Consider the following 20,325-nt stretch of genomic DNA (forward strand, 5'->3'; position numbering starts at 1 on the left):
CTCGCTGGAGCTGAATAGCGGTTGTAATATATCCGATCATTCCATTGCTATAAGCCCGAGTGACTACGCCCATCGACTTGGCTGTACTGAGTCTACATTGAAATTCCGGTCGCTCACTCCTTTCGATTAGTATGTTATAATACATCTCATAAAGAAATCGGCCATTTTTTTTATTTATCTGGTCAATAAAAAGAAGACAGTGAAAAAATCGGGGGAAAATCGACATGGTGATGTTTCCGGAATATGAAGATGTTCTGTCTCTATCAGGTGCCGTAAGCCGAAAGTTTTCATGTGTAGTTAGAACGTATACGCTCCATAATCATTATGCTTTGCACTACCATGATGTACTCGAACTATCCCTCGTCGTTAGCGGAACCGGGACCGAATTCATTAATGGGAGCCCTCATAAACTTCAACCAGGAACAGTCACTTTTTTACGCCCCCATGACATGCACGAAATATTTTGCGATCATTCGGGTGTAGAAGTCATTTGTTGCATGTTCGATATAAGCCTGTTGTTCGGATCATCAATGGAAGCGGATTTCGGTACAATCATTCTAGGCACGAATGACGGATCCACATCCTACGCAGATCTCGATCCTCACCCTTACACCGAAATGAGAGCCTGCCTTGAAAAAATGCGAATCGAATTCCAAGAAGACAAGCTGGCTAAAAATTCGTATATTCGCAGCAAGCTAATCGAAGCTTTGATTATCTATTTCCGCGCTCATCAGAGAATGAATAATCTCACGCCATCGAGTTCCAATTATCGCAATAAAAAGTTGATATGGAACGTCATTCAATACGTGAATACCCATTATATTGATGACTTATCCCTCGAAATCGTCTCCAGCCAATTCGATACCAGCGTTTCCGCCATTAGTCTAGCGTTCAAGGAAGTAATGGGAACAACTTTCCTTCAATATTTGCACAGCCTTCGGATCAGGAGAGCTACCGGTCTGCTGCTGAACACAAACATGTCTATACTTGATGCCTCCTTGGAAGCTGGCTTTCAATCCTTTCGCACCTTCTCCAGGGTTTTCATGAAAATCGAAGGAATATCACCCCGCGAATACCGTCTAAAGTACTCAAGGGAGCCAGTAACCTCCTCCTCTCAGTCTGATATTTCAAAGGAATAGGATTCCATACACCCTACTATTCGATTCGCAATTCTGACGGCGGAACAAGCTTCTTCCGCCGTTATAGGAAGCGGACCGTCCATCTCGATTGCCTGAATAAAGCTGGATAATTGGCAATAATAGGGGTCGTCAAGCTCTGAAGCTTCAGGTATAATAACACCTCGATCCGATGAATTCTCATCAACCACCTTATTATCGTTCTCCACATCCTTCTTGACTCCGCCTGAACGAAGAACTCCCTGTTTTCCCGTAATATCAAACCCGGCACGAAATTCAGATGCCCCCCAAACAGCCTCTAAGCTAACTTTAGTTCCGTCAGCGTAATACAGCCATGCCACCGCCTGCTCCATACTCTCGCGGGTGATAATTTCCGCTCTTATATGCGTAATTTGATCGCCAAGCAGCCAAAGCACGTAATCGATATCATGAATCATAAGGTCAAACACAACACCGCCGCTTTTTCGTTTATCCATAAACCAACTGTTCTCCGCCGGTAATAGACTTGCTCTTGTCGTACGTATGGACGTTACAGCCCCAACTTCCCCTGAGCGCAGCCGCAGGCGGGCATCCTTATATTCCGGAAAAAATCTTAAGACATGGGCGACACACAATTTTACACCTTTTGCCCGGCTTATCTCCATTAATTCCCAGCAATCGTCCTCGCTAAGTGAAAGCGGTTTCTCGCAGATCACATGTTTTCCAGCCTCCAGCGCAATCTGCACATATTCCTTATGCAAGTAAGTCGGCAAAGTCACGCAGATGATATCGATATCCGGACGTGCGATCATATCGCTGTAAGATGTATAGATTATTGCCTGCGGCAGCTCTGCTAACGTTGCTGCTTTCGCCCTCTCGGGATGGCAGACTGCCGTTACCCGAACTCCCTTCATCCTCATCAAACGATCGACGTATACTATTCCCATCGCACCGCACCCAATTAATCCGACGTTCACACCTACCATCCTCCCCATCTTAGTTCTAACTTCATATTAACCAAATCTATTAAAAAAGTTGGTCAAAATAATTACGAAAGCAGACAATTCTGATTATTCAAAAGGTCTTAATAAAAGATAGAAAACGAGAGTCCCTTGGAGAACACAGTAAACTTTTGAGAATTTGCTGGTTTTGCCCGAAGCGAAAAACGTAGCAAGAAAAAAAATGCAGCCATCATCCCCTGGGATATTGGCTGCATTTTTGGTTATTAACTTTGTCATTCGTTCGCCATTCAACTACAAATGCCGTTAGTAAAATCGACAAAGACCATGGTAATTTTCGATGGTTCGTCCGTGAAAGCTTTTGAGTTCTCCCGAGGCCCTCTACTTTTCACTTCATGTACGAACTGCGAATAATTTCAACCTCTTCTTTTTTGTTCCAGCTTTGCAGCTCGTCATCCTCGATGATCCCCAATGTTACGTCTGAAATGTCCGGGTCCGCCAGAAGCTTGTCTCTTACGCGGTATTTGATATCGTCGGCATCAGCCAAAGTCAGACCTTTGCGAAGCTCGATATACCCATCCACATGATAGAACCGGCCTTCTTGGATGATACGCATTTTATTGATATCCCTTACATCGGAATCCTCCAAAATGATCTGTGCAATACGCTCTTCAATGACTTTCGGGGCGGCTACCCCGATTAATCCGATCATATTGTCATATCCGACTTTGAAAGCGACGAACACCATTAACAGTCCAATCAGCATCGTAGCGATTCCGTCAAAACGGTCAAAGGATGTGAATTGGGCGATGATGACGGCAACAAGTGCAAGCAGGGCGCCGCTTGTCGCTACCACATCCTCATAGAAGACAAGGCGCGTAGGAGGGGCGGCGCGCCCTACATTCCGGATTGCAGCCGAAACGATTGCCGTTCCTTTCGCTTCCGAGCGTGTTTCCTTCACAATTTCCTTCATCGCTTTAATCAGGATGCCTCCGTCCACGCCCACGGAGATCAGCAGAACAATCAGGCTCAACCAGAAGTTTGTCGCGTGAGCGGGATGATTCAATAAATGAAAGCCCTCTTTGATGGTCTCATAGGCCATAATCGTGACCACAATGACAGCCACCATACAGAAAATATTGATCACTCGTCCGAAACCGGTTGGAAACCGCTTGGACGGAGCCCGCTCGGCCAGAACACTTCCCGAGAATACAAACCCCTGGTTAATCGCATCCGCTACAGAATGCATGGCAGATGCAAACATCGTGCCGCTGCCGCTAAACGAGGCGGCTACGCCTTTGAGAATGGCAATTCCCGCATTTCCCAAGGCGGCTATCCCCGAGGACGTATTCCCTTTTTTTATTAATTGGATGAAGCTGCTCACTCTCAGATTAGACCTCCTTCGTTCATCGAGACTCGCTAAGTCTTATTCTGCTGTTGCCATAGAAACCAGCCCCGAAGATCCTGCCTGAGAATAAGTTGCCACCACAGGTAAAAGTTATGCTCCGTCACGCTCTTTTTCAACACCTGAAAGTGCCTTGCAGGACATATTCCGGGCCCTGCGCTTCATCGTAAGTTCTGGAATTCTGGACCCTCATTCCTCTTCAACTTTGTTCAAGGCCTGCAGGAAAATATTCTTAACCTTGGCAGTCGTGTAGCCGCTCCCGCCGCGCCCTTTCACATTCTCGATCATAACCGCAAGCAGAAGCTGCGGATCATCGGCATTAAAACCGGCAAACCAGCCGTTTTCGCTGCCTTCACCGCCCTTGCTCTGCTTCAACTCCGCCGTCCCTGTTTTACCTGCAATGGAGACTCCCGGAATATAAGCGCCGTGACTTGCACCGCCGGGCGTGCTTACAGTCTTGATGAGGTCGGTTTTGAGAATTCCAGCCGTTTCAGGGGACATTGCTTGTTCCTTCCAGTACTTAACGGGATCAGTCCGGTCCTGTTCCGACAGCAACGGGTAGATTATACTGCCGTCATTGACCACCGCCGAGAACATCAGCGCGACCTGCAGCGAGGTCATGGTCAGTTCTCCTTGTCCATAACCGGTGTCAGCCAACAGAACATCGCTGTTGATGCCGTTGTTCGCAATCTGGGACTTCTTCATGGGATAGGGGATCGGTATCGCTTCGCCGACCCCGTATTTGGCCGCCTCCTTTGCGAATGCCTCGCGGCCTACTGCCAGCGCCGTTTGGGCAAAATAAATATTATCCGAGTAGACCAGCGCATCCTGCAAATTGACCGGACTGACATCATGCACCCGTTTCACATAATAGTTTCCCCATGAACGGTCTGCGGTCCATTTCAGGCCCGATATCGATTTTTTCTCAGCAGGATCGAGCTTGCCGGTATCCAGCCCAATAGCGGCTGTAATCAATTTGAAGGCTGATCCTGGCGCGTAGCCTTGGGCAAACCGGTTCAGGAACGGCTTCTGGGGGTCTTCACTCCAATGCCGGTACTGATTGCCAAGAATCCCCCGCTGAAAAACATTGGGATCGTAGGAGGGACTACTCACAAGAGCCAGAACGTCGCCGGCCAGAGGGTCGATAGCAGCCGCGGAACCGGTATCGGTCTTTAACTCGTCATAAATGGTCTGCTGTAGAACCGCATCGATCGTCAGTATAACCGTCTCTCCGGCAGTCGCTTCAATTTCTGCAAGCACCTCTTTTTCCTTACCCTGATTGTCCACAATAATAATCCGCATGCCGTCTTGGCCCTTGAGCTTCTGCTCATAGACCAGCTCCAGCCCCGATTTTCCGATCAGATCGCCAGTGTGGTATCCTTTGTCCTTGTTTTTCTCCAGCTGTTCGGCACTGATTTCAGCGATATAACCCGTCAAGTGGGCGGCCGCCTCCCCATACGGATAAGCGCGCCCCTTCTTCCTCTGAACGTCCACCCCTGGCAGATCCAAATATTGGTCAAGCGATTCTTCCGGAACAACCGCAATGGGGACAAACAGATCCGCCTTGACCCAGGATGCATGGAGTTTCTTGTCAATGTCGGCGACAGAACAATTTAACCACTGTGCAAGCTTCGCTTTCGTTTTATTGGAGTCTGCGCCAAGTTTCCCCGGAATGATGCCGATTTGCGGCAGCTCGGTATTGACAGCAAGGCCGTTGCCCGACCGGTCGTAAATTTGACCGCGTTCCCCTTTGGACTTCAGCACGCGCACCTTGTCGCCATCCTGCATTTGCGGAAAAATGAGCGAGGGATCCCATGCAACGAGCCACTTGGGTTCTTTTTCGATGATGGTTTTCAGCAGCTTGGCCTCATGGGTGAAGGCAACCGGACCGGCATCCGTTTCGAGCTCCACTTTGAAGGAATAACTGATTTCCATAACATCTTTCCCAAGCTCGTTTTCGTTCTGGGGGACTTCCCCCGTTACCTTAAGATTGCGGACCGCAATGCCCTCATATATTTTACTGTAGCGCCGGGCAAAATCCTCCTCCGTTAGGGAGGACTTAACTGTCGGCGTTAATTTTGAATACATGGCTGCATAATTCTGTCCCTGCCAGTCCTGCAAATAAGCTTGGAACACATCCGAGGGTTTCTCGGCCTGTTCTTTGTCGCAGCCGGCAAGCGCTATGATCCCTATCAGAAGCCCCGTCAAGCTCAACAGCCATCTTCGCAATTTTTCTCTCTCCTTCCTCTGTCGGCTTTTTCCCCATATGCTCTATTATCATAGCTTGTCATAGGAAAATTGCACAATAGAGAAAGAATGAAATATTGTGATTAACCTGCATAACAAACAAGCTGGCAATCGGTTGAGAACCAATGCCAGCTTGTTTGATTTAAGCCTATAGTCGTATCAATATTGGTCCACTGGACTCCATTATTGGAAAGTGCAATCGAAACTGGCCCACGACCTTAATCGTGCTCTGCTATCGCAGCAGAGAAGGATCGATTTCCGGCACAAGACCTTCCTTGGCCGCTCTGCCAAGCAGCGCCTCGACCGCTGCATAACCGTCCTCGCCCAGATTGGCCGTGAATTCGTTGACATAAAGGTCAATATGCGCCTGTGCCACTTCGGGCTCCATTTCCTGGGCATGCTTCATCACGTAGGTCTGCGAAGCCTCCGGATGCGCCCAGGCATATTCAACCGATGCCCGAATATACCCTGCAATCGTATCCCGATCCATCGAGCGGCGGGCAATAATGGCGCCAAGCGGAATCGGCAGACCCGTGTCCGCTTCCCACCAGCTGCCAAGATCGGTCAGAAGAGTGAGGCCATACGACGGATAGGTAAAGCGGGCTTCGTGAATGACCAGTCCCGCATCAATTAAGCCATCCCGGACAGCAGGCATGATTTCATGGAAAGGCATGACCACAATCTCGCCGACTCCCCCGGGTACATTCTGGGCCAGCCATAAACGGAACAACAGATAAGCAGTCGAACGCTCGCTCGGCACAGCAACCCTTTTGCCAATAAGCGCACCCGGCCCTTCTTTGCCGCCTTCCGCCCCAGCTGTTAGGACCAGCGGACCGCAGCCACGCCCAAGCGCTCCACCACAAGGCAGCAGTGCGTATTCGTTGAGCAGCCAGGGAAGAGCGGCATAGGATACCTTCATCACCTCAGGGCCGCTGACTTTGGCCGCCAAATTGTTAGTGATATCAATATCCGCATACGTTACATTCAATGAGGGAGCATCCGGCAGGAGCCCATGCACCCACGCATGAAAGACAAACGTATCATTCGGACAAGGAGAAAATGCAATATTCATGACAACACCTCCGATAGAATTGCGCTTGCCTCTTCCAGCGCCTTGAGAGCATCCCCGATTCTCCAGGCATCGCGGTCGCGGGGACCTACGCTGTTGGAGATTGCCCGGATTTCCAGCACCGGAATCCCGCGCTGCGAAGCCGCCGTTCCGATGCCGTAGCCTTCCATCGCTTCAGCTGCAGCCCCCGGTATGCGCTCTTCCAACAATTCGGCAGTCTCCGCAGTACCAGTAGCAGTCGAAACTGTCAGTACCGGTCCTGCTATAACCTTAATCCCTGCTGAACGGATCGCTTCCGTCAGAGCAGCGGTCAGACCTTGATGCACCGGAACACGGCAGCTGCCAAACCCCAGCTCGTCCACACTAAGAAACCCCTCAGGCGTTTCAGCCCCCAGATCGGCCGCAATTATTTCGCTGGCCACAACGATGGAGCCTGTTTCCGCCCTATCCTTGAAGCCGCCGGCTATCCCGGCGCATATAACCAGATCATAACGGGAGTGAGCCAAGGCGCTTGCCGCACTGGCTGCTGCTGCCGCTGCGCCCACGCCGCCTGCAATCACCTGAAACCGATTGTCTGCGCCAAGCCCTCTGAGTACGGCCTCTTTCTCCGCGTCCACAGAAGCCACAATTAGAACTTGCTGTTTGCGGCTGAACTGTAACGGCATATCTCCGTTATATTCGGCATCCGTTTTATAATTCATTGCATAAATCCCTCCACCATAAAAGTTTACACGATATTTGCTCCTTATTCCAACAACGGTCTTTTCTTAACCGAAAGAGAGAATAGAGGGCAAGAGCGCATCCTAATCGGCTCAGCTGCGCGGCGCCCATAACATAATGGAGACACCGATGATACAGACGAGAGCTCCGATCCAGTCATAAAGATCCGGCGTTTTTCGATCCACTGCCCAGCCCCATAACACAGCCAGAATCACAAATACGCCGCCATAAGCAGCATATACACGGCCAAAGCTGGGAAACTGCTGCAGCGTCGGAATAATGCCGTATACGACAAGAATCAATCCCCCCGCCACACCATACCCTATCGGCTTGGATTCCCGAAGCCAGAGCCATACGAGATAACCGCCCCCGATTTCCGCCAGGCCGGCCACTATAAATAAACCGATGGTTAAGCCGATAACAATCTTCCCCCTTTGATCGTGGATACGTCATTGAAACACATATAACCAATCCTAAGGGGTGACGCCGAATTAGGCAAGAACCCTTCTGGTACAAAAAATCAGACCGCATACCCATAAATAAGCCGGTGCATCTGTTGTTCAGAGGACACCGGCTTTTGATATATAACGCAAAATAGAAGATGAATTATACCCTGGTTGTCTGCAGCAGCTCTTTAGCCCGATGCGCAGCTTCGGTAAGCCGTTGCTTGGGATCGTTGTTAATGGCTATGAGTCCAAAACCACAGGAAACCCAGAATAAGCCCACATGCCGCAACAAGCTGCGTATCCCGCAGCTTCCAATCCCGGCTGCGGATAAAAGTCGGCCGGCGCGTGCCGATTCCCCTGCTTTCCAGCGCGTCTGCCGCTTGCTCGCCGAGCCGGAATACAGCCAGCATGAACGGAATGGCCGTGTCCTTTACTTTCGCAGCTGCCCCGGCAAGCGTGATGCGGGTTGTTTTGCCCCGGGCAACCGCAATGCGGGAGAAACGTTCCCATTCCAGCAGCAGGATCGGCACGAAACGAAGGAGCAGCGTGATCGTAAGGATTATTCGCTGCGCCCAATCGGGAACATGCCCTCTAAAGGAAAGCAACTGCTCAAGCGAACGGCGCAGGCGAAGCGGCGTGATGGATAGAGGCAGGCCAAGACCCAGCAGCATGACCAGCCAGGGACGTGAAAGCGATTGAAGCGATACCAGAAAGGCATCTGTATCCCACCAGCCACCGCTGGCGTTGTTCCCTGTTCCCGCCAGCAGCGAGATCATGATCATAAAAAAACCGAAACTGACAATCGGCAGCCTCCACCGACGCAGCGGGATATGAAAACCGGCTATAGCAGCCAGCGTAATGAGTGCGGACCAGGCGGTGCCGGACCAGCTCTTCTGCATGAAGATGGCGCTGGATACGAGTATATAAGATAACCACACCGCCCGGGGATCAAAGGCAGGCAGTTTGGATTTGGAGCTGGATGTACGCTTTGTACCGGAGAAAGGAGACGCGGACGCAGTAGTCTCTTCCCTTCTGCCTGTTTCTAAGGGCTCGCTTCTGTCTCCCGTTTCGATGCCTGCAGCGTTCGTCAGGGTACCGGCAAGGTTAAGATCCGGCAGCCCTGCGGCCAGCCCGGCCGGCGACCACAGCTTGTCAGCCGGATACCCGGCTTTCCAGCATTCGTGAGCGATTTCAAGCCAATCCGGTACCGGCATACCGGCCTGCCTCAGCCACTGCGGATGTTCAAGGATCCCATCGCGTGCGCATCGTCTTGCCGCGCCGCTTCCAGACACAATGAGCATTGTATCGGCGAGCGGCGCAGCCCAGTCGTATTCATGGGAAATAAGGATAATTCCCTGTCCTTGCGCAGCCCGCTTCTTCAACTGCTCGGCAAGCAGCTCATGGCCGGCAGCATCCAGACCGGCTGTCGGTTCGTCGAGTAGAAGCCAGCTGGCGGGAACGGCGAACAAGCAGGCGAGCGCCGTCCGCCTTCGCTCACCGCCGCTCATACTGTAAGGATCTTTCTCCAGCCACGCAAGATCCCAACCGACAGCCTGGAGCGCTTCTTCCATACGCCGCTCCATGTCCTGCATGCTGAGATGGTAAGGCTTGAGCACATACTCAAGCTCTTTGCGGACGGAGCGGGCGAATAGCTGTTCTTCCGGCGCTTGAGCCGCATATCCATAAGCCAGAAGCGCTGCCCGGTTCAAACGGCGCCTTCCTGTTTTTCCAATTTGCCAGATATTATCCTCACCATAGATCATTTCCCAGTCCTGAGAAGGCCGCAACCCCGCAATCTTTTCGAGCAAATACGTTTTCCCCGTTCCATTGCGTCCCATTACAAGCGTGATTGAACCTGCTTCCAGCTCCAGCTGCGTCTCCATGGATTCGGGATGTATCAGCGAGTCGTTTCCCGTAACGACCGAGATTCCTGTTATGGTTAAATTAACCGATTTCGCGCCTATGGCCACATTAATGCCTCCCGCCACTCAGCCGGTGTTACAGGAAGCGGTGCACCGGGAACCAGCTTGCCCAGACGGTTCATTTCAAGAGCCAGCGCTGCCAGATAAGGCAGCCGCAGTCCGCAGAGCTCGCATGGCGTTTGTCCTGTTTCCGCCCGCCCGTCGCCGAGCAGAAACCTGCGCCCTGGTCCGTCATATACAATTTGCCCTTCTGCCATTGCAACGACACGCTGCAATGGCTCAAGCTCATGCAGACGCTGGGTAACCCATACCACTGCCGTTCCAGCTTGGCATAATTGTTCGGCGATCTGCTTGACGCTTGCCCGGGAAACCTCGTCAAGCATGGATGTGGCTTCATCGAATACAAGCAGCGGAGCTTCGGCAGCTGCCGATGCGGCAACGGCCGCAAGCTGGCGCTGACCGCCTGACAGCTGCTCCCAAGGTAAATCCGCAATCGGCATAAGTCCTGTCCAAGATAAAACAGAGTCGGATTTCCCCGGTATTTCATCAGCGGGTATCCCGCGCCACTCCAATGCAAAGTTCACCTCTTCCCGGGGATTCTCGCCAAACAGCTGCGCATCGGGATGCTGCATGACATATGGCGATGGACCATTTCCGGCAAAACCGCGCTCAATGGTTCCCCGAATGCCCTCCATCGTTAAACCCGCAAGCAAACGGGCCAGTGTTGTTTTCCCGCTCCCGTTCACACCGACCAGATTCAGCCATTCGCCGGCTTCCAGCTTCAGATCAATCCCGTTCAATCGCAGGGGACCGTTCTCTTCAGCTTCCGGATTGCCGCTCACCGTGATAGCCGATAAAAGAACAGGATTGCCACTCAAATGCTCATTCACGAAAATTCACTCTTCCCAAGTTGATAATGTCATGTTAGAATTTCAATTGTTAACCACGGATTAAAAACAGGTTAACATATGAAAGGGGAATTGACAATGTCTTCATCGTATCCAAACGCTTCAACAGCAGCCTCCCAGCCCGGGACAATCTACCGTATCCGCGGTATTGTATTTACTGCACTTTTCGCTGCCCTGTTCATCGCATTCAGTTTCATTCAAATTCCGTTGTGGTATACAGCCATTCCCATTACGCTGCAGACGCTTGCCGTCATGCTCGCCGGCGGACTGCTTGGCGCATCATACGGGTTCTGGAGCATCGCTCTCGTCGTGCTTCTGACAGCAACCGGTCTGCCGCTCCTTAATGGCCATGGCGGATTGTCCGTCTTGATGGGAGCTACAGCAGGCTTCATCTGGATGTTTCCGTTTGCGGCCCTGTTGATCGGTTGGACTAGCGATCTGGTATTCGGCAGCGGAAACAAGCTGACCACTAAGGGGCGGATCGCGCTGCTGCTAGGCATAATCGTATTCGGCGTATTATTCATCTATGCTTCAGGTGTTTTGTGGTATGCGCATTTTGCCCATGTTTCGCTGGCAAAAGCACTGGCTGCCTGCTGTTATCCGTTCCTGACAGGCGATACGATCAAGACCGTTGTTGCTTTTCTCTTGATCCCCATATTGCGGCCGCTGCTACCTAGACTGCGCGCGTCCAAGCAAAAGTAAAAACAGAGCTCTGTCCATACATAAAAAGTCCGCACTGCTTCCAAAGAAACAGGCGCGGGCTTTTTTTTCGTTCGTCGTTATGATTTGTTCACGATTTTGTTTAAAGACTGGACGGTCAGCATGTAATAGAGCAAATAAATAAGAATATAAACAATCATTGATGTAACTATAGGGACGGTCACGCTGCCCGTGATGAGATTGATACTCGACAACGCCTTTAAAATCATCGAGCTGTGAAGAATGCCAACAACAAGGGGGAGGGCGAAAATAAAAAACGTCTGTTTGGCGATTGAAGCCCGGATCTCTTTTCGACTGACGCCGATTTTCCGCAAAATATCATAGCGCCCTTTATCCGACCGGGCTTCGGTTAGCTGCTTGAAATAGATGATGCTGCCCGTTGCAGCCAGAAACACCAGACCCAGAAAACCAAGGGTAAAAATATTCAATCCCGCATTCTCCAAACCTTCACGGTATATATCATAATACGAGGCCATCTGATTCTTATCTGACGCAAGCTCCGCCAATTGCAAGGAGGCGGCTTGTGTGGTTTGCTGATTCTCAACCTGGTACTCATGGTATAGAACCGGGCGAATCTGCCCCGCAATTTTCTCAAACAGCTGATCGCTTACCACGAATGTCATATCGGGAAAACTCCAGCGCAGAACATGGCCTTCGAGGAATTTCACAACGGTGACTTCCGTGTCCCCCCGTGAGGCTTTAATGGGGACAGAGCGCCCTTCATAATCGGATGGTGACAGTTCTGCAGCATATCTCGGGCGGATGGCTGCCGCCTCGTTATCCGCCAGCTGTACTTGCTCCTGCCGGTTTAAAGCATGGGAGAGCTCATTGTATTTGCTTGCCGCAAGCAGTTTCACAGGTGTTTCATCGGGCGGATAATTCGTTGGATGGTATGCCAGGGCTGATACGTCAGCCTTGACCATAATGACGGGTATCGTTACCTTTTTCTTGACGGGATGGTCCTTATCCGCTGCCAGAATTTCCTCTACCTGACGATCCAATGCTCCACCATCGGCAATATAACTATAGCTGAAGGGCGCCGCTTCATCCGCATTAACTTCATTGCTGTAGTACATACTGCTGCCTACACCGACCGCACTTAAGGTGACCGCACTGAGCAGGGCAATTATGGTTAACGTGCGGGTATTTCCTTTGATCCGGTACAGCAGCTGCGAGGTCGCAATAACATTCATCCCGCGGTAATAACGTGATTTGTTGCGCTGAAATACTCGCAGCAGCCGGACAATGGCAGAACGGAACAGGAAGTAGGTTCCGGCGATGAGCGCTGCAACAAATAACAGCAGATTTCTGCCCATCTGTTCACTTGTTGTCATCGGCTGGAAAACAAGCCAATAACTGAAGGCGAGGAGCATGACGGCAAGAGCTGCGGCTGCCAGAGAAGCTTTGGGTGCCTGCTCGCCTTCCTTCTCTGCCTGGAATAATTCAATGAGCTTGAAGCGGTATATGAGCCGGTAGGCCTGAACGGATGTGAACAGGATCAGTACGGCAAATACAACAACGGTATTGATAATGGCTTCAACCGGGATACTGAAGCTTATATCAATAGCTGAGTCCAACAGCTTGAGGAATATCATCGTAAACAGCTTGGACAACAACGTTCCCAGCACAACGCCGATCGCCACCCCGGCTGCTCCCATAATGAGGTTCTCATAAAACAGCAATCTGCCGATTGTTTTTTTTCTGAGGCCAAGAAGCGAATACAGACCGACCTCTTTTTTCCGCTTTCTGGTGAAAAACGAATTCGAATACCAGATGAATACAGCTACGAATAAAATCAAAACGATGGACGCCCCCATAAAAACAGAGCTCATTGCTTGCGATGACTGCATTGCAGCCTGAATTTCCGCCGAATACTGCAGGGAAACAAAGGTGTAATAAATCACAACGCTGAATATCATGGAAACAAAATATATCAAATAGCTTTTGAAATTTCCGGTCACATTCTTCTTCGCGATGTCAAACAGCGTCACTTGTGCCACCCCCCAGTACCGACAATACATCGAGTACTTTGTTGAAGAACTCTTTGCGGGTGGCACTGCCCTTCGTGACCTCCGTGAACATCCGCCCATCTTTGATAAAAAGCACCCGCTTGCAATAGCTTGCCGCAAAAGCGTCATGCGTGACCATGAGAATAGTCGATTGCACCTGCTCGTTCAAATCGCGCAGGCACTCGAGCAGATCGGTCGCCGATTTGGAATCGAGCGAACCCGTAGGCTCATCGGCGAGAATCAGGCTGGGACTGGCGACAATCGCGCGCGATGCTGCTGTACGCTGCTTCTGACCGCCGGAAATATGATACGGGTATTTATCCAAAATAGGCCGGATGCCGAATTTATCGGCGATCTCTTCCACTCTTCTCTCCAATTCTCTTACATCCTTTTTGGCCAAGGCAAGCGGCAGCAGAATATTCTCCTTGACCGTCAACGTATCCAGCAAATTAAAATCCTGGAATATAAAACCCAGTTTATCTCTTCGGAAAACCGACAGCTGTTCCTCGTTCAGCTTCATTAGGCTGGTTCCATCAATCATAATATCGCCCGAGGTCGGCTGATCAATCGTTGCGAGCAAGTTCAGCAAGGTCGATTTACCCGATCCGGACGGGCCCATGATGCCAACGAATTCCCCTTCCCGTATGGTAAGGTCAATCTCATCCAAAGCCATAAACACATTTCCTTTTGAGCCGTATATTTTTCTGATTTGCTTTGCTTCCACTACTGTTCTGGACATCTTCTGCAGCTCCTTCATATCGATTATCTGTAGTGCTCATGTTTGTAGTTTACAAGATGCAATCAGGATGCAGGCTTACAAACTAGCGGCTCAATCTTACAATCCTGTCATCTTCGCCTTTTCTATTGCTTTGATTTCCGGGAAAATGGTATGTTGCAACCATAGAGCAAGCTTTGGAGGGATAGACATGAAGATAATGATTGTCGAAGATGATCGCATAATCGGCGAGCAGGTGGCGGAATCGCTTATAAAATGGGGCTTCGAAACGGTCGCCGTCGATGATTTCGACCATGTGCTGCAGTTATTTGTTAATGAGAATCCCCAGCTTGTCCTGATGGATATCAATCTTCCTTCATTCGACGGCTTCTATTGGTGCAATCAGATTCGGGAAATCTCAAAAGTGCCCATTCTGTTCCTATCCTCCCGCAATACGCCGATTGATATGGTTATGGCCATGAATACGGGAGGCGATGATTTCATTCAGAAACCTTTCTTTACCGAGGTGCTGATTGCCAAAATAAATGCCATCCTCCGCCGCACTTACGCCTACACGGAAAACACCTTGAGTGTGATCGAGCATGACGGCATCGTTCTCTATCCCGGTGAAGGATATATTGGTGCCGGAAGCAAACGGGTGGAGCTGACCCGTACCGAATTAACCATATTGAAGCTGCTCATGCAGCACAAAGGGACAGTCGTCAACCGCAAAAAAATAATGCGCAGCCTGTGGGAAGATGAAAGCTTCGTGGATGACAACACGCTGACGGTCAATATCAACCGGATACGTAAAAAGCTCGCTGAGCTCAACGCGGATTCCTTTATTTCCACAAGGAAAGGAGAAGGTTATATTATATCATGAGCTTCTACCACTACCTTCTGGATAAACGTTTTTTTCTCGGCTTCTATGTCCTGATTATGGTGTTCATTTCTTCGGTTATGCTGTTCAGTATCGGAGATCGACAGCCTATCTATCATAATATCGTGTATGCCAATGCAGGCTGTCTCTTCTTCCTGCTGGTCTACCTGGCTGCCGGTTATGCTTACCGCAGAGTATTCTTCCTTGAGCTGAAGGAATGGTCGGGGGAAAATTCACAGCATGCTGCCGCTTCTCTGGCGGAACCGCAAAATCATCAGCAGGCGATCTATCTGGAGCTGCTCCGGAAACTGAGTGCCTCCCATACCCGCGATCTGCAGGAATCTGTGACCGAGCAGCGCGACCATCAGGATTTCATCCTCTCCTGGATTCACGAAGTGAAGCTTCCCATCGCGGCAAGCCGCCTGTTGATGAGTAACAGCCCCGGGAAATCGGTTGAATATATCGTGGACAAGCTGGAAGACGAGCTGGCTAAAATCGACAATTATGTGGAGCAGGTCCTCTACTATTCCCGGATCGACTCCTTCTCCAAGGACTATTTCATTACAGAGGTCCAGTTGGGACAAAGAATCAAAGAAAGCGTGAAGAAATATGCCAAACTATTCATTAACAAGAATATCAGCCTGCAAATGAATGACATGCAGCATTTTATACAGAGCGACAGCAAGTGGCTCAGTTATATAATTGATCAAATTACGGCAAACGCTCTAAAATATACGCCGGATGGCGGAGCCATTGTTTTCAGCTTTGAGGAGGACAACAGAGAAAAAAGATTGCTAATCTCCGATACCGGAATCGGCATCAGCGCCGAGGATGTGCATCGCGTGTTCGATAAAGGGTTCACGGGGACCAACGGAAGGATTTATGCCAAGTCAACAGGGATGGGACTGTATCTTGCCAGACAAATGGCGCGTAAATTAGGACATGACCTGTCGATCCGGTCAGAGGAAGGAACAGGCACAGAAGTGACGATTCACATTCCGAAGCTGGAAAATTATTACCGGTTATAGCATGCAGCCTGCGGACTTCCGCGGGCTCTTTTTCATTCGGGAATTTAAAGGCGTCCTTCTAATTGAACTGGATTTTTGAGATTTATTGCTAATTGTCGAAAGTGAAACCTTCTATTTTGAATTCACGTTTATTCTAGTACATGGCCAATAGGAAAGAGACTTGCTAACAATCTTGTGCTCAAATGTTTACAAGCTTGAAACAAGCGATGCCTGCCCGAGAAACATTCGGCTATTACAATGAATACAGATTATTTTCGGGAGGATTCGACAGATGAAAAAAACACGAAGAAAAACAGGCCGCCGGCTGGCTATTCTGATGCTGCTGGTCTGTACGTTCATTACTGTAGTCACGATCGAGAACATAAACGCGGACAAGCAACCCATACAGGACGAAAATCCAATGAATGGGTCGGAAAATAACGGCCCGTCTACGGGTACGGTTCAGCCCGGAACGGACAAGCCAACCGGACAAAAGCCGGAGACCGGCAGTAATCAAGCGGCAAACGGGGAACCTTCTCCGGTCCCGGATGAAAACAATTCACCCAACAATGACGATTCCATTGTCGTGGTGGCACAGCCTGAAAGTGTTACAGCTCTGATTAACAAACATTTTGCACTGCCCGATGATTATAAGCCATCCGATCTCGTATATCCCGATGTTCCGTTTATCTTTGCCGAGAAAATCGAGAAACGCAAAATGCGCAAGGCAGCCGCCGATGCGCTGGAAAAAATGTTCGCTGCCGCCCGGGAGGACGGGCTACCCCTTTCAGGCGTGTCTGCATATCGGTCTTATTCTACACAAAAAACGCTGTTTGACCGCTATGTCCGCCAAGATGGATGGGACAAAGCCCGCACATACAGCGCCGTTCCCGGAACAAGCGAGCACCAGACGGGGCTCGCTATAGACGTTACCGCCCGCAGCGGAAAATGCGCGGCATCAGACTGCTTTGGCGGCACCAAGGAAGCCGTATGGATCGCCCGCCATGCCAGTGAATATGGATTTATTATTCGTTATCCCGAAGGGAAAGATGCATTAACCGGCTACAAATATGAGCCATGGCATATCCGATATGTAGGTGAAGAAATCGCAGCAATCATAGCTTCTGGGGATTTGACACTGGAGCAATATGCTGAGCAGCATGGGGACGGCTCCATTGCGGTTACAGATTAATCAGATACTGCTGTTTTCAAACTTTAACCTCCCGACAACCCCTGCTGATAGGCCGACCCTTTATAGCTCAGTTTCCATATCGCTTCCGCAGCGTCCAGCCCCGCTCTCCGTTTGGCGATATGTCTGGCTTTCAAGCTCATTGCCCGCAAAATCGCCGGCTTCCAGAAGCATTCACTGATTTTGTTGACTAAATCCTTCGCGCTGCTGGCCAGAAGAGCCACCCCCGATTGAAGCAGGAAATCAACGTTATCTTCCTCTTGTCCCGGAAGCGGTTTAAAGACAATCATCGGCAGCTCCATGGCTAATGCTTCCGTAATGGTAAGGCCTCCAGCTTTGGTGACCAGCAGGTCGGAAACAGCCATCAGCTCATGTACATAATCAATATAGCCCAAAATAAAAATCCGATGCCGGGAATGCTTTAGTTTGTCCTCCAATTGCTGTTTCAACCTCTGATTATGCCCGCAGATGATCATGACTTGTATGGGATCAGCTACTGATTCCAGCAGTTCAATCTGATGGGGAACCTCTCCAAAAAAACCGTCGCCGCCTCCCATTATCAGGAGCGTTGGACGATCGTTTTCCAGACGATGTTTAATCCGCAGCTTTGCGATATCAAGATTCGGATTGAACTCCAAGCGAATGGGAATACCCGACACGTTAATCTCATGTCCCGGGATGTGATGGCGGAGAAGTCCCTGCTTCACTTCATCCGAACCCACTATATATAGATCGGTATAAGGATACACCCAATAGCTGTGCACGGTATAATCCGTCATCACGGTCACCGTAGGCACATCCGTCAAGTTGTTTGACTTTAGCAGGGACATTAGGCCTGCTGCGCCGGGAAACGTAGAGACCACGACGGAAGGGCCCGTTCTCTGAATCAGATGCAGCAGCTTATCCCCGCCAAACCGGTTAATTTTCTTCAGAAAATCCGAAAACGTGTTGACATGCCTTGTTTTACGGTACAAATAGCCATACATAGAGGGCACTTTTTTCAGGCCCTGCAGAAAAAGGTAACGGCCGATGGAGTGAAAATAGGGATGGGTCAAATCCATCACATCTACGATGACGGTCTCGGCCCCAGGGTAGTTAAGCTGCATGGAATGGCCGATCGCCGCAGCTGCCTGTTGATGGCCGTCCCCATAATTGCCGGTCAGAATCAGAATTTTGCCGTTATGCATGTCGATGAAGTTTCCCCTTTCATAAACAGGATAACTCTCTTTCTCTATTTATACTATTATTCTGTTTTCCCATTCATTCTCGCTATATTAAATCATCACATGTACCGGTGTTAATTTCAATACCTGAGGCCAACACAGACAAAATCTTTATTTTAATCAGCGAAAAACGGTTTGTCTATATGTCTCCGGTGAGGATTTTCTAATCAAATTCTCATAAACTCCCAGATGCCGCAGAAGCGTTCGGGAATCGGCACCCTATGTAAATAGTGGGAACTTCCGGCATGATATAGTGATTCATGTAATCTTCCACACCCATCTTAGATTCTATTACACCCATAGGAGGCAATAAAATTGAACAGCAAAATTACATTCCGCAAAACCCTGGTCACACTTACATTGAGTTTATCCGTCCTGGCCAGCAGCACCTTGGTCGCGCCGCCCAAACCGGTCGCCGCAGCTTCCGTATCCACAAGCTCAACCCAATCCAAAATCGTCTCAAATGCTAAAAAGTATATGGGCGTAAAATATCGGTTCGGAGCATCGACCAGCACAACCACCAGCTTTGACTGCTCATCCTTTACGAAGCGCGTATTCTCTAAAGTAGGCATCAAATTGCCGCGTACTTCCAAACAACAATCCAAGGTCGGAAAATATGTTTCTAAAAGTAAGTTGAGAGTCGGAGATCTCGTATTCTTCTACTCCCCGATCCATCATGTCGGAATCTATATCGGAAATGGTAAAGTGATCCATACGTATGGCAAACCTGGTGTGACCGTATCCAGCATCAAATCCGGCTGGTGGAGTAAACATTACACGACTGCTCGCCGTGTACTTTAATACAGGCAATACAAAGGGGATTCTCCGAAAAGCTTTCGGATCGTCCCCTTTTTTTTGTTGCCATATGCCAAACCCCTACTTGCATGCCTCTAATAATTGAATAATAAAGGACAACGCTTCTTCCTCGTCATCCCCTTTTGCTTCAATCCGGATCTTCGTACCCGAATCAACCGGTACCAGCATAACCCCTACAAGGCTTTTTGCATCCACTGCGTGCTCAATGAAATGATGGTCAAAGTAAATTTGGATGTCGGATGTGAAATGGGTAGCTTTTTGAAAAACCGCAATCAAATCGTCTCTCGAAACTTCAGAGTGGATAACAAATTCATGTGACTTCACAGTATCAACCTCTTCATATCGTTTTCGAATTGACGTGCCATTAATGCAACAGCCCGTTTAAATCCTCCAGGGTTGGTTTCTGGAACTCTACGATAAGGCTTTCGTTTTGGATTCTGACGCTGCGGATGGTAAGGATTCCCGGCAGCTGCCGGCTGATTGGAATGGCGACATTCCCGAAATAACCAGTTGATAAAGGGATATCCCGCAGTTTGGCCTCTTCGATCACCGCAACCAGATCCGGACTGCGCCACTCCAGACGGTAGGAAAGTTTCAGAGCAGCCGGGATGCGGTCCCTGTATCTGATATTCAGATCAGCAATCAAACGCTCGCCCGCCAACTGAAATTTCGCTCCCGTTACGACAATTCCGCCGCTGTAACCCGGCGTCTCCGAGAGCGCCTGTTTTGCAATGTTGTTGATATCCCCCTCGGTCAAAATCAGTTCCGTGGACATACGTTTCGCCATATCCACGGCCCGGTCCACAAGAGGCACTTTTTGATAAGCCATATCGAGGTTCTGGCCAGGGGAGATGTACCATAAGGCGCCGGCACCCCCTAACCCCAGCAGCAACAGGAAAACAACCAAAAATATCAACAGCTTCTTCAAAGTATCCTTCTCACTCCAAGCTTGTTCCAGTCATCCTGAAGGGGTAA

The 20,325-nt window shown here is 49.8% G+C and carries 19 protein-coding genes and 1 pseudogene; 7 read left to right on the plus strand and 13 right to left on the minus strand.

The window, feature by feature from the left end; all coding sequences use genetic code 11:
* Positions 1–230: 230 nt before the first annotated feature.
* Positions 231–461: pseudogene (locus IEY46_RS37030) on the plus strand (AraC family ligand binding domain-containing protein); the annotation flags it as partial.
* Between the two features lie 36 nt (positions 462–497).
* Complete coding sequence (locus IEY46_RS12550) at positions 498–1,139, plus strand: helix-turn-helix transcriptional regulator (protein ID WP_229750271.1); 642 nt, start codon at positions 498–500, stop codon at positions 1,137–1,139.
* Here IEY46_RS12550 and IEY46_RS12555 read toward each other — a convergent pair.
* The 8 genes from IEY46_RS12555 to IEY46_RS12590 all read right to left on the minus strand — a co-directional run bounded on the left by IEY46_RS12555 (position 1,115) and on the right by IEY46_RS12590 (position 10,773).
* A complete protein-coding gene (locus IEY46_RS12555) occupies positions 1,115–2,092 on the minus strand; it encodes a Gfo/Idh/MocA family protein (protein ID WP_188992348.1) in 978 nt (325 codons plus the stop codon). The genes IEY46_RS12550 and IEY46_RS12555 overlap by 25 nt on opposite strands.
* Positions 2,093–2,462: 370 nt before the next feature.
* Complete coding sequence (locus IEY46_RS12560; protein WP_188992349.1) at positions 2,463–3,458, minus strand: cation diffusion facilitator family transporter; 996 nt, start codon at positions 3,456–3,458, stop codon at positions 2,463–2,465.
* Positions 3,459–3,668: 210 nt separating this feature from the next.
* On the minus strand, positions 3,669–5,708 hold the full coding sequence (locus IEY46_RS12565; RefSeq protein ID WP_188992350.1) for a penicillin-binding transpeptidase domain-containing protein: 2,040 nt from the start codon (positions 5,706–5,708) through the stop codon (positions 3,669–3,671).
* Between the two features lie 250 nt (positions 5,709–5,958).
* The gene (locus IEY46_RS12570) at positions 5,959–6,798 is read right to left on the minus strand and encodes a 1,4-dihydroxy-6-naphtoate synthase (RefSeq protein WP_188992351.1); all 840 of its coding nucleotides are present in this window, start codon (positions 6,796–6,798) and stop codon (positions 5,959–5,961) included.
* Complete coding sequence (locus IEY46_RS12575) at positions 6,795–7,460, minus strand: futalosine hydrolase (RefSeq protein ID WP_188993782.1); 666 nt, start codon at positions 7,458–7,460, stop codon at positions 6,795–6,797. Before IEY46_RS12575 ends, IEY46_RS12570 begins: the two co-directional genes overlap by 4 nt.
* Before the next feature lie 147 nt (positions 7,461–7,607).
* Positions 7,608–7,934 carry a YnfA family protein gene (locus IEY46_RS12580; protein WP_188993784.1) on the minus strand — a complete coding sequence of 109 codons (327 nt, stop codon included), beginning with the start codon at positions 7,932–7,934 and terminating at the stop codon, positions 7,608–7,610.
* Positions 7,935–8,194: 260 nt separating this feature from the next.
* On the minus strand, positions 8,195–9,931 hold the full coding sequence (locus tag IEY46_RS12585) for an ATP-binding cassette domain-containing protein (RefSeq protein WP_188992352.1): 1,737 nt from the start codon (positions 9,929–9,931) through the stop codon (positions 8,195–8,197).
* Complete coding sequence (locus IEY46_RS12590; RefSeq protein ID WP_188992353.1) at positions 9,922–10,773, minus strand: energy-coupling factor ABC transporter ATP-binding protein; 852 nt, start codon at positions 10,771–10,773, stop codon at positions 9,922–9,924. The genes IEY46_RS12585 and IEY46_RS12590 overlap by 10 nt, the downstream gene beginning before the upstream one ends.
* Before the next feature lie 96 nt (positions 10,774–10,869).
* Between IEY46_RS12590 and IEY46_RS12595 the strand changes: the two genes are divergently transcribed.
* The gene (locus tag IEY46_RS12595) at positions 10,870–11,493 is read left to right on the plus strand and encodes a biotin transporter BioY (protein ID WP_188992354.1); all 624 of its coding nucleotides are present in this window, start codon (positions 10,870–10,872) and stop codon (positions 11,491–11,493) included.
* 77 nt (positions 11,494–11,570) lie between these two features.
* Here the strand turns inward: IEY46_RS12595 and IEY46_RS12600 are convergent, their stop codons facing one another.
* Complete coding sequence (locus tag IEY46_RS12600; RefSeq protein WP_188992355.1) at positions 11,571–13,502, minus strand: ABC transporter permease; 1,932 nt, start codon at positions 13,500–13,502, stop codon at positions 11,571–11,573.
* A complete protein-coding gene (locus IEY46_RS12605; RefSeq protein WP_229750272.1) occupies positions 13,489–14,259 on the minus strand; it encodes an ABC transporter ATP-binding protein in 771 nt (256 codons plus the stop codon). Before IEY46_RS12605 ends, IEY46_RS12600 begins: the two co-directional genes overlap by 14 nt.
* 187 nt (positions 14,260–14,446) lie before the next feature.
* Here IEY46_RS12605 and IEY46_RS12610 point away from each other — a divergent pair, with 187 nt between their 5' ends.
* From IEY46_RS12610 to IEY46_RS12620, 3 genes are all read left to right on the plus strand, one after another.
* On the plus strand, positions 14,447–15,118 hold the full coding sequence (locus tag IEY46_RS12610) for a response regulator transcription factor (protein WP_188992357.1): 672 nt from the start codon (positions 14,447–14,449) through the stop codon (positions 15,116–15,118).
* Positions 15,115–16,143 (plus strand): sensor histidine kinase, encoded by a 1,029-nt coding sequence (locus tag IEY46_RS12615; RefSeq protein ID WP_188992358.1) that lies wholly within the window; start codon positions 15,115–15,117, stop codon positions 16,141–16,143. The genes IEY46_RS12610 and IEY46_RS12615 overlap by 4 nt, the downstream gene beginning before the upstream one ends.
* A gap of 271 nt (positions 16,144–16,414) precedes the next feature.
* The gene (locus IEY46_RS12620; protein WP_229750273.1) at positions 16,415–17,314 is read left to right on the plus strand and encodes a M15 family metallopeptidase; all 900 of its coding nucleotides are present in this window, start codon (positions 16,415–16,417) and stop codon (positions 17,312–17,314) included.
* Between the two features lie 23 nt (positions 17,315–17,337).
* On the opposite strand, the gene IEY46_RS12625 is transcribed toward IEY46_RS12620, so the two are convergent.
* Positions 17,338–18,498, minus strand: a complete 1,161-nt coding sequence (locus IEY46_RS12625; RefSeq protein WP_188992359.1) for an MGDG synthase family glycosyltransferase — start codon at positions 18,496–18,498, stop codon at positions 17,338–17,340.
* Positions 18,499–18,843: 345 nt separating this feature from the next.
* Here IEY46_RS12625 and IEY46_RS12630 point away from each other — a divergent pair, with 345 nt between their 5' ends.
* Positions 18,844–19,335, plus strand: coding sequence for a C40 family peptidase (locus tag IEY46_RS12630; RefSeq protein WP_373288831.1), 492 nt, complete (start codon positions 18,844–18,846; stop codon positions 19,333–19,335).
* 75 nt (positions 19,336–19,410) lie between these two features.
* Here the strand turns inward: IEY46_RS12630 and IEY46_RS12635 are convergent, their stop codons facing one another.
* Together IEY46_RS12635 and IEY46_RS12640 are read right to left on the minus strand one after the other, a co-directional pair.
* Positions 19,411–19,674, minus strand: coding sequence for an HPr family phosphocarrier protein (locus tag IEY46_RS12635; RefSeq protein WP_188992361.1), 264 nt, complete (start codon positions 19,672–19,674; stop codon positions 19,411–19,413).
* A gap of 40 nt (positions 19,675–19,714) precedes the next feature.
* Positions 19,715–20,278 (minus strand): hypothetical protein, encoded by a 564-nt coding sequence (locus tag IEY46_RS12640; protein WP_188992362.1) that lies wholly within the window; start codon positions 20,276–20,278, stop codon positions 19,715–19,717.
* Positions 20,279–20,325: the final 47 nt, after the last annotated feature.

Origin of the sequence: Paenibacillus nasutitermitis (genome assembly GCF_014641075.1) — a bacterium.
Classification (GTDB): Bacteria; Bacillota; Bacilli; order Paenibacillales; family Paenibacillaceae; genus Paenibacillus_Z; species Paenibacillus_Z nasutitermitis.

Excerpts from the sequence above, each read along its gene's own strand:
- IEY46_RS12550 (WP_229750271.1), top strand. The coding sequence starts at position 498 with ATGTTCGATATAAGCCTGTTGTTCGGATCATCAATGGAAGCGGATTTC.
- IEY46_RS12615 (WP_188992358.1), top strand. The coding sequence starts at position 15,115 with ATGAGCTTCTACCACTACCTTCTGGATAAACGTTTTTTTCTCGGCTTC.
- IEY46_RS12620 (WP_229750273.1), top strand. The coding sequence starts at position 16,415 with ATGAAAAAAACACGAAGAAAAACAGGCCGCCGGCTGGCTATTCTGATG.
- IEY46_RS12595 (WP_188992354.1), top strand. The coding sequence starts at position 10,870 with ATGTCTTCATCGTATCCAAACGCTTCAACAGCAGCCTCCCAGCCCGGG.
- IEY46_RS12605 (WP_229750272.1), bottom strand. The coding sequence starts at position 14,259 with ATGTCCAGAACAGTAGTGGAAGCAAAGCAAATCAGAAAAATATACGGC.
- IEY46_RS12610 (WP_188992357.1), top strand. The coding sequence starts at position 14,447 with ATGAAGATAATGATTGTCGAAGATGATCGCATAATCGGCGAGCAGGTG.
- IEY46_RS12575 (WP_188993782.1), bottom strand. The coding sequence starts at position 7,460 with ATGCCGTTACAGTTCAGCCGCAAACAGCAAGTTCTAATTGTGGCTTCT.
- IEY46_RS12570 (WP_188992351.1), bottom strand. The coding sequence starts at position 6,798 with ATGAATATTGCATTTTCTCCTTGTCCGAATGATACGTTTGTCTTTCAT.
- IEY46_RS12625 (WP_188992359.1), bottom strand. The coding sequence starts at position 18,498 with ATGCATAACGGCAAAATTCTGATTCTGACCGGCAATTATGGGGACGGC.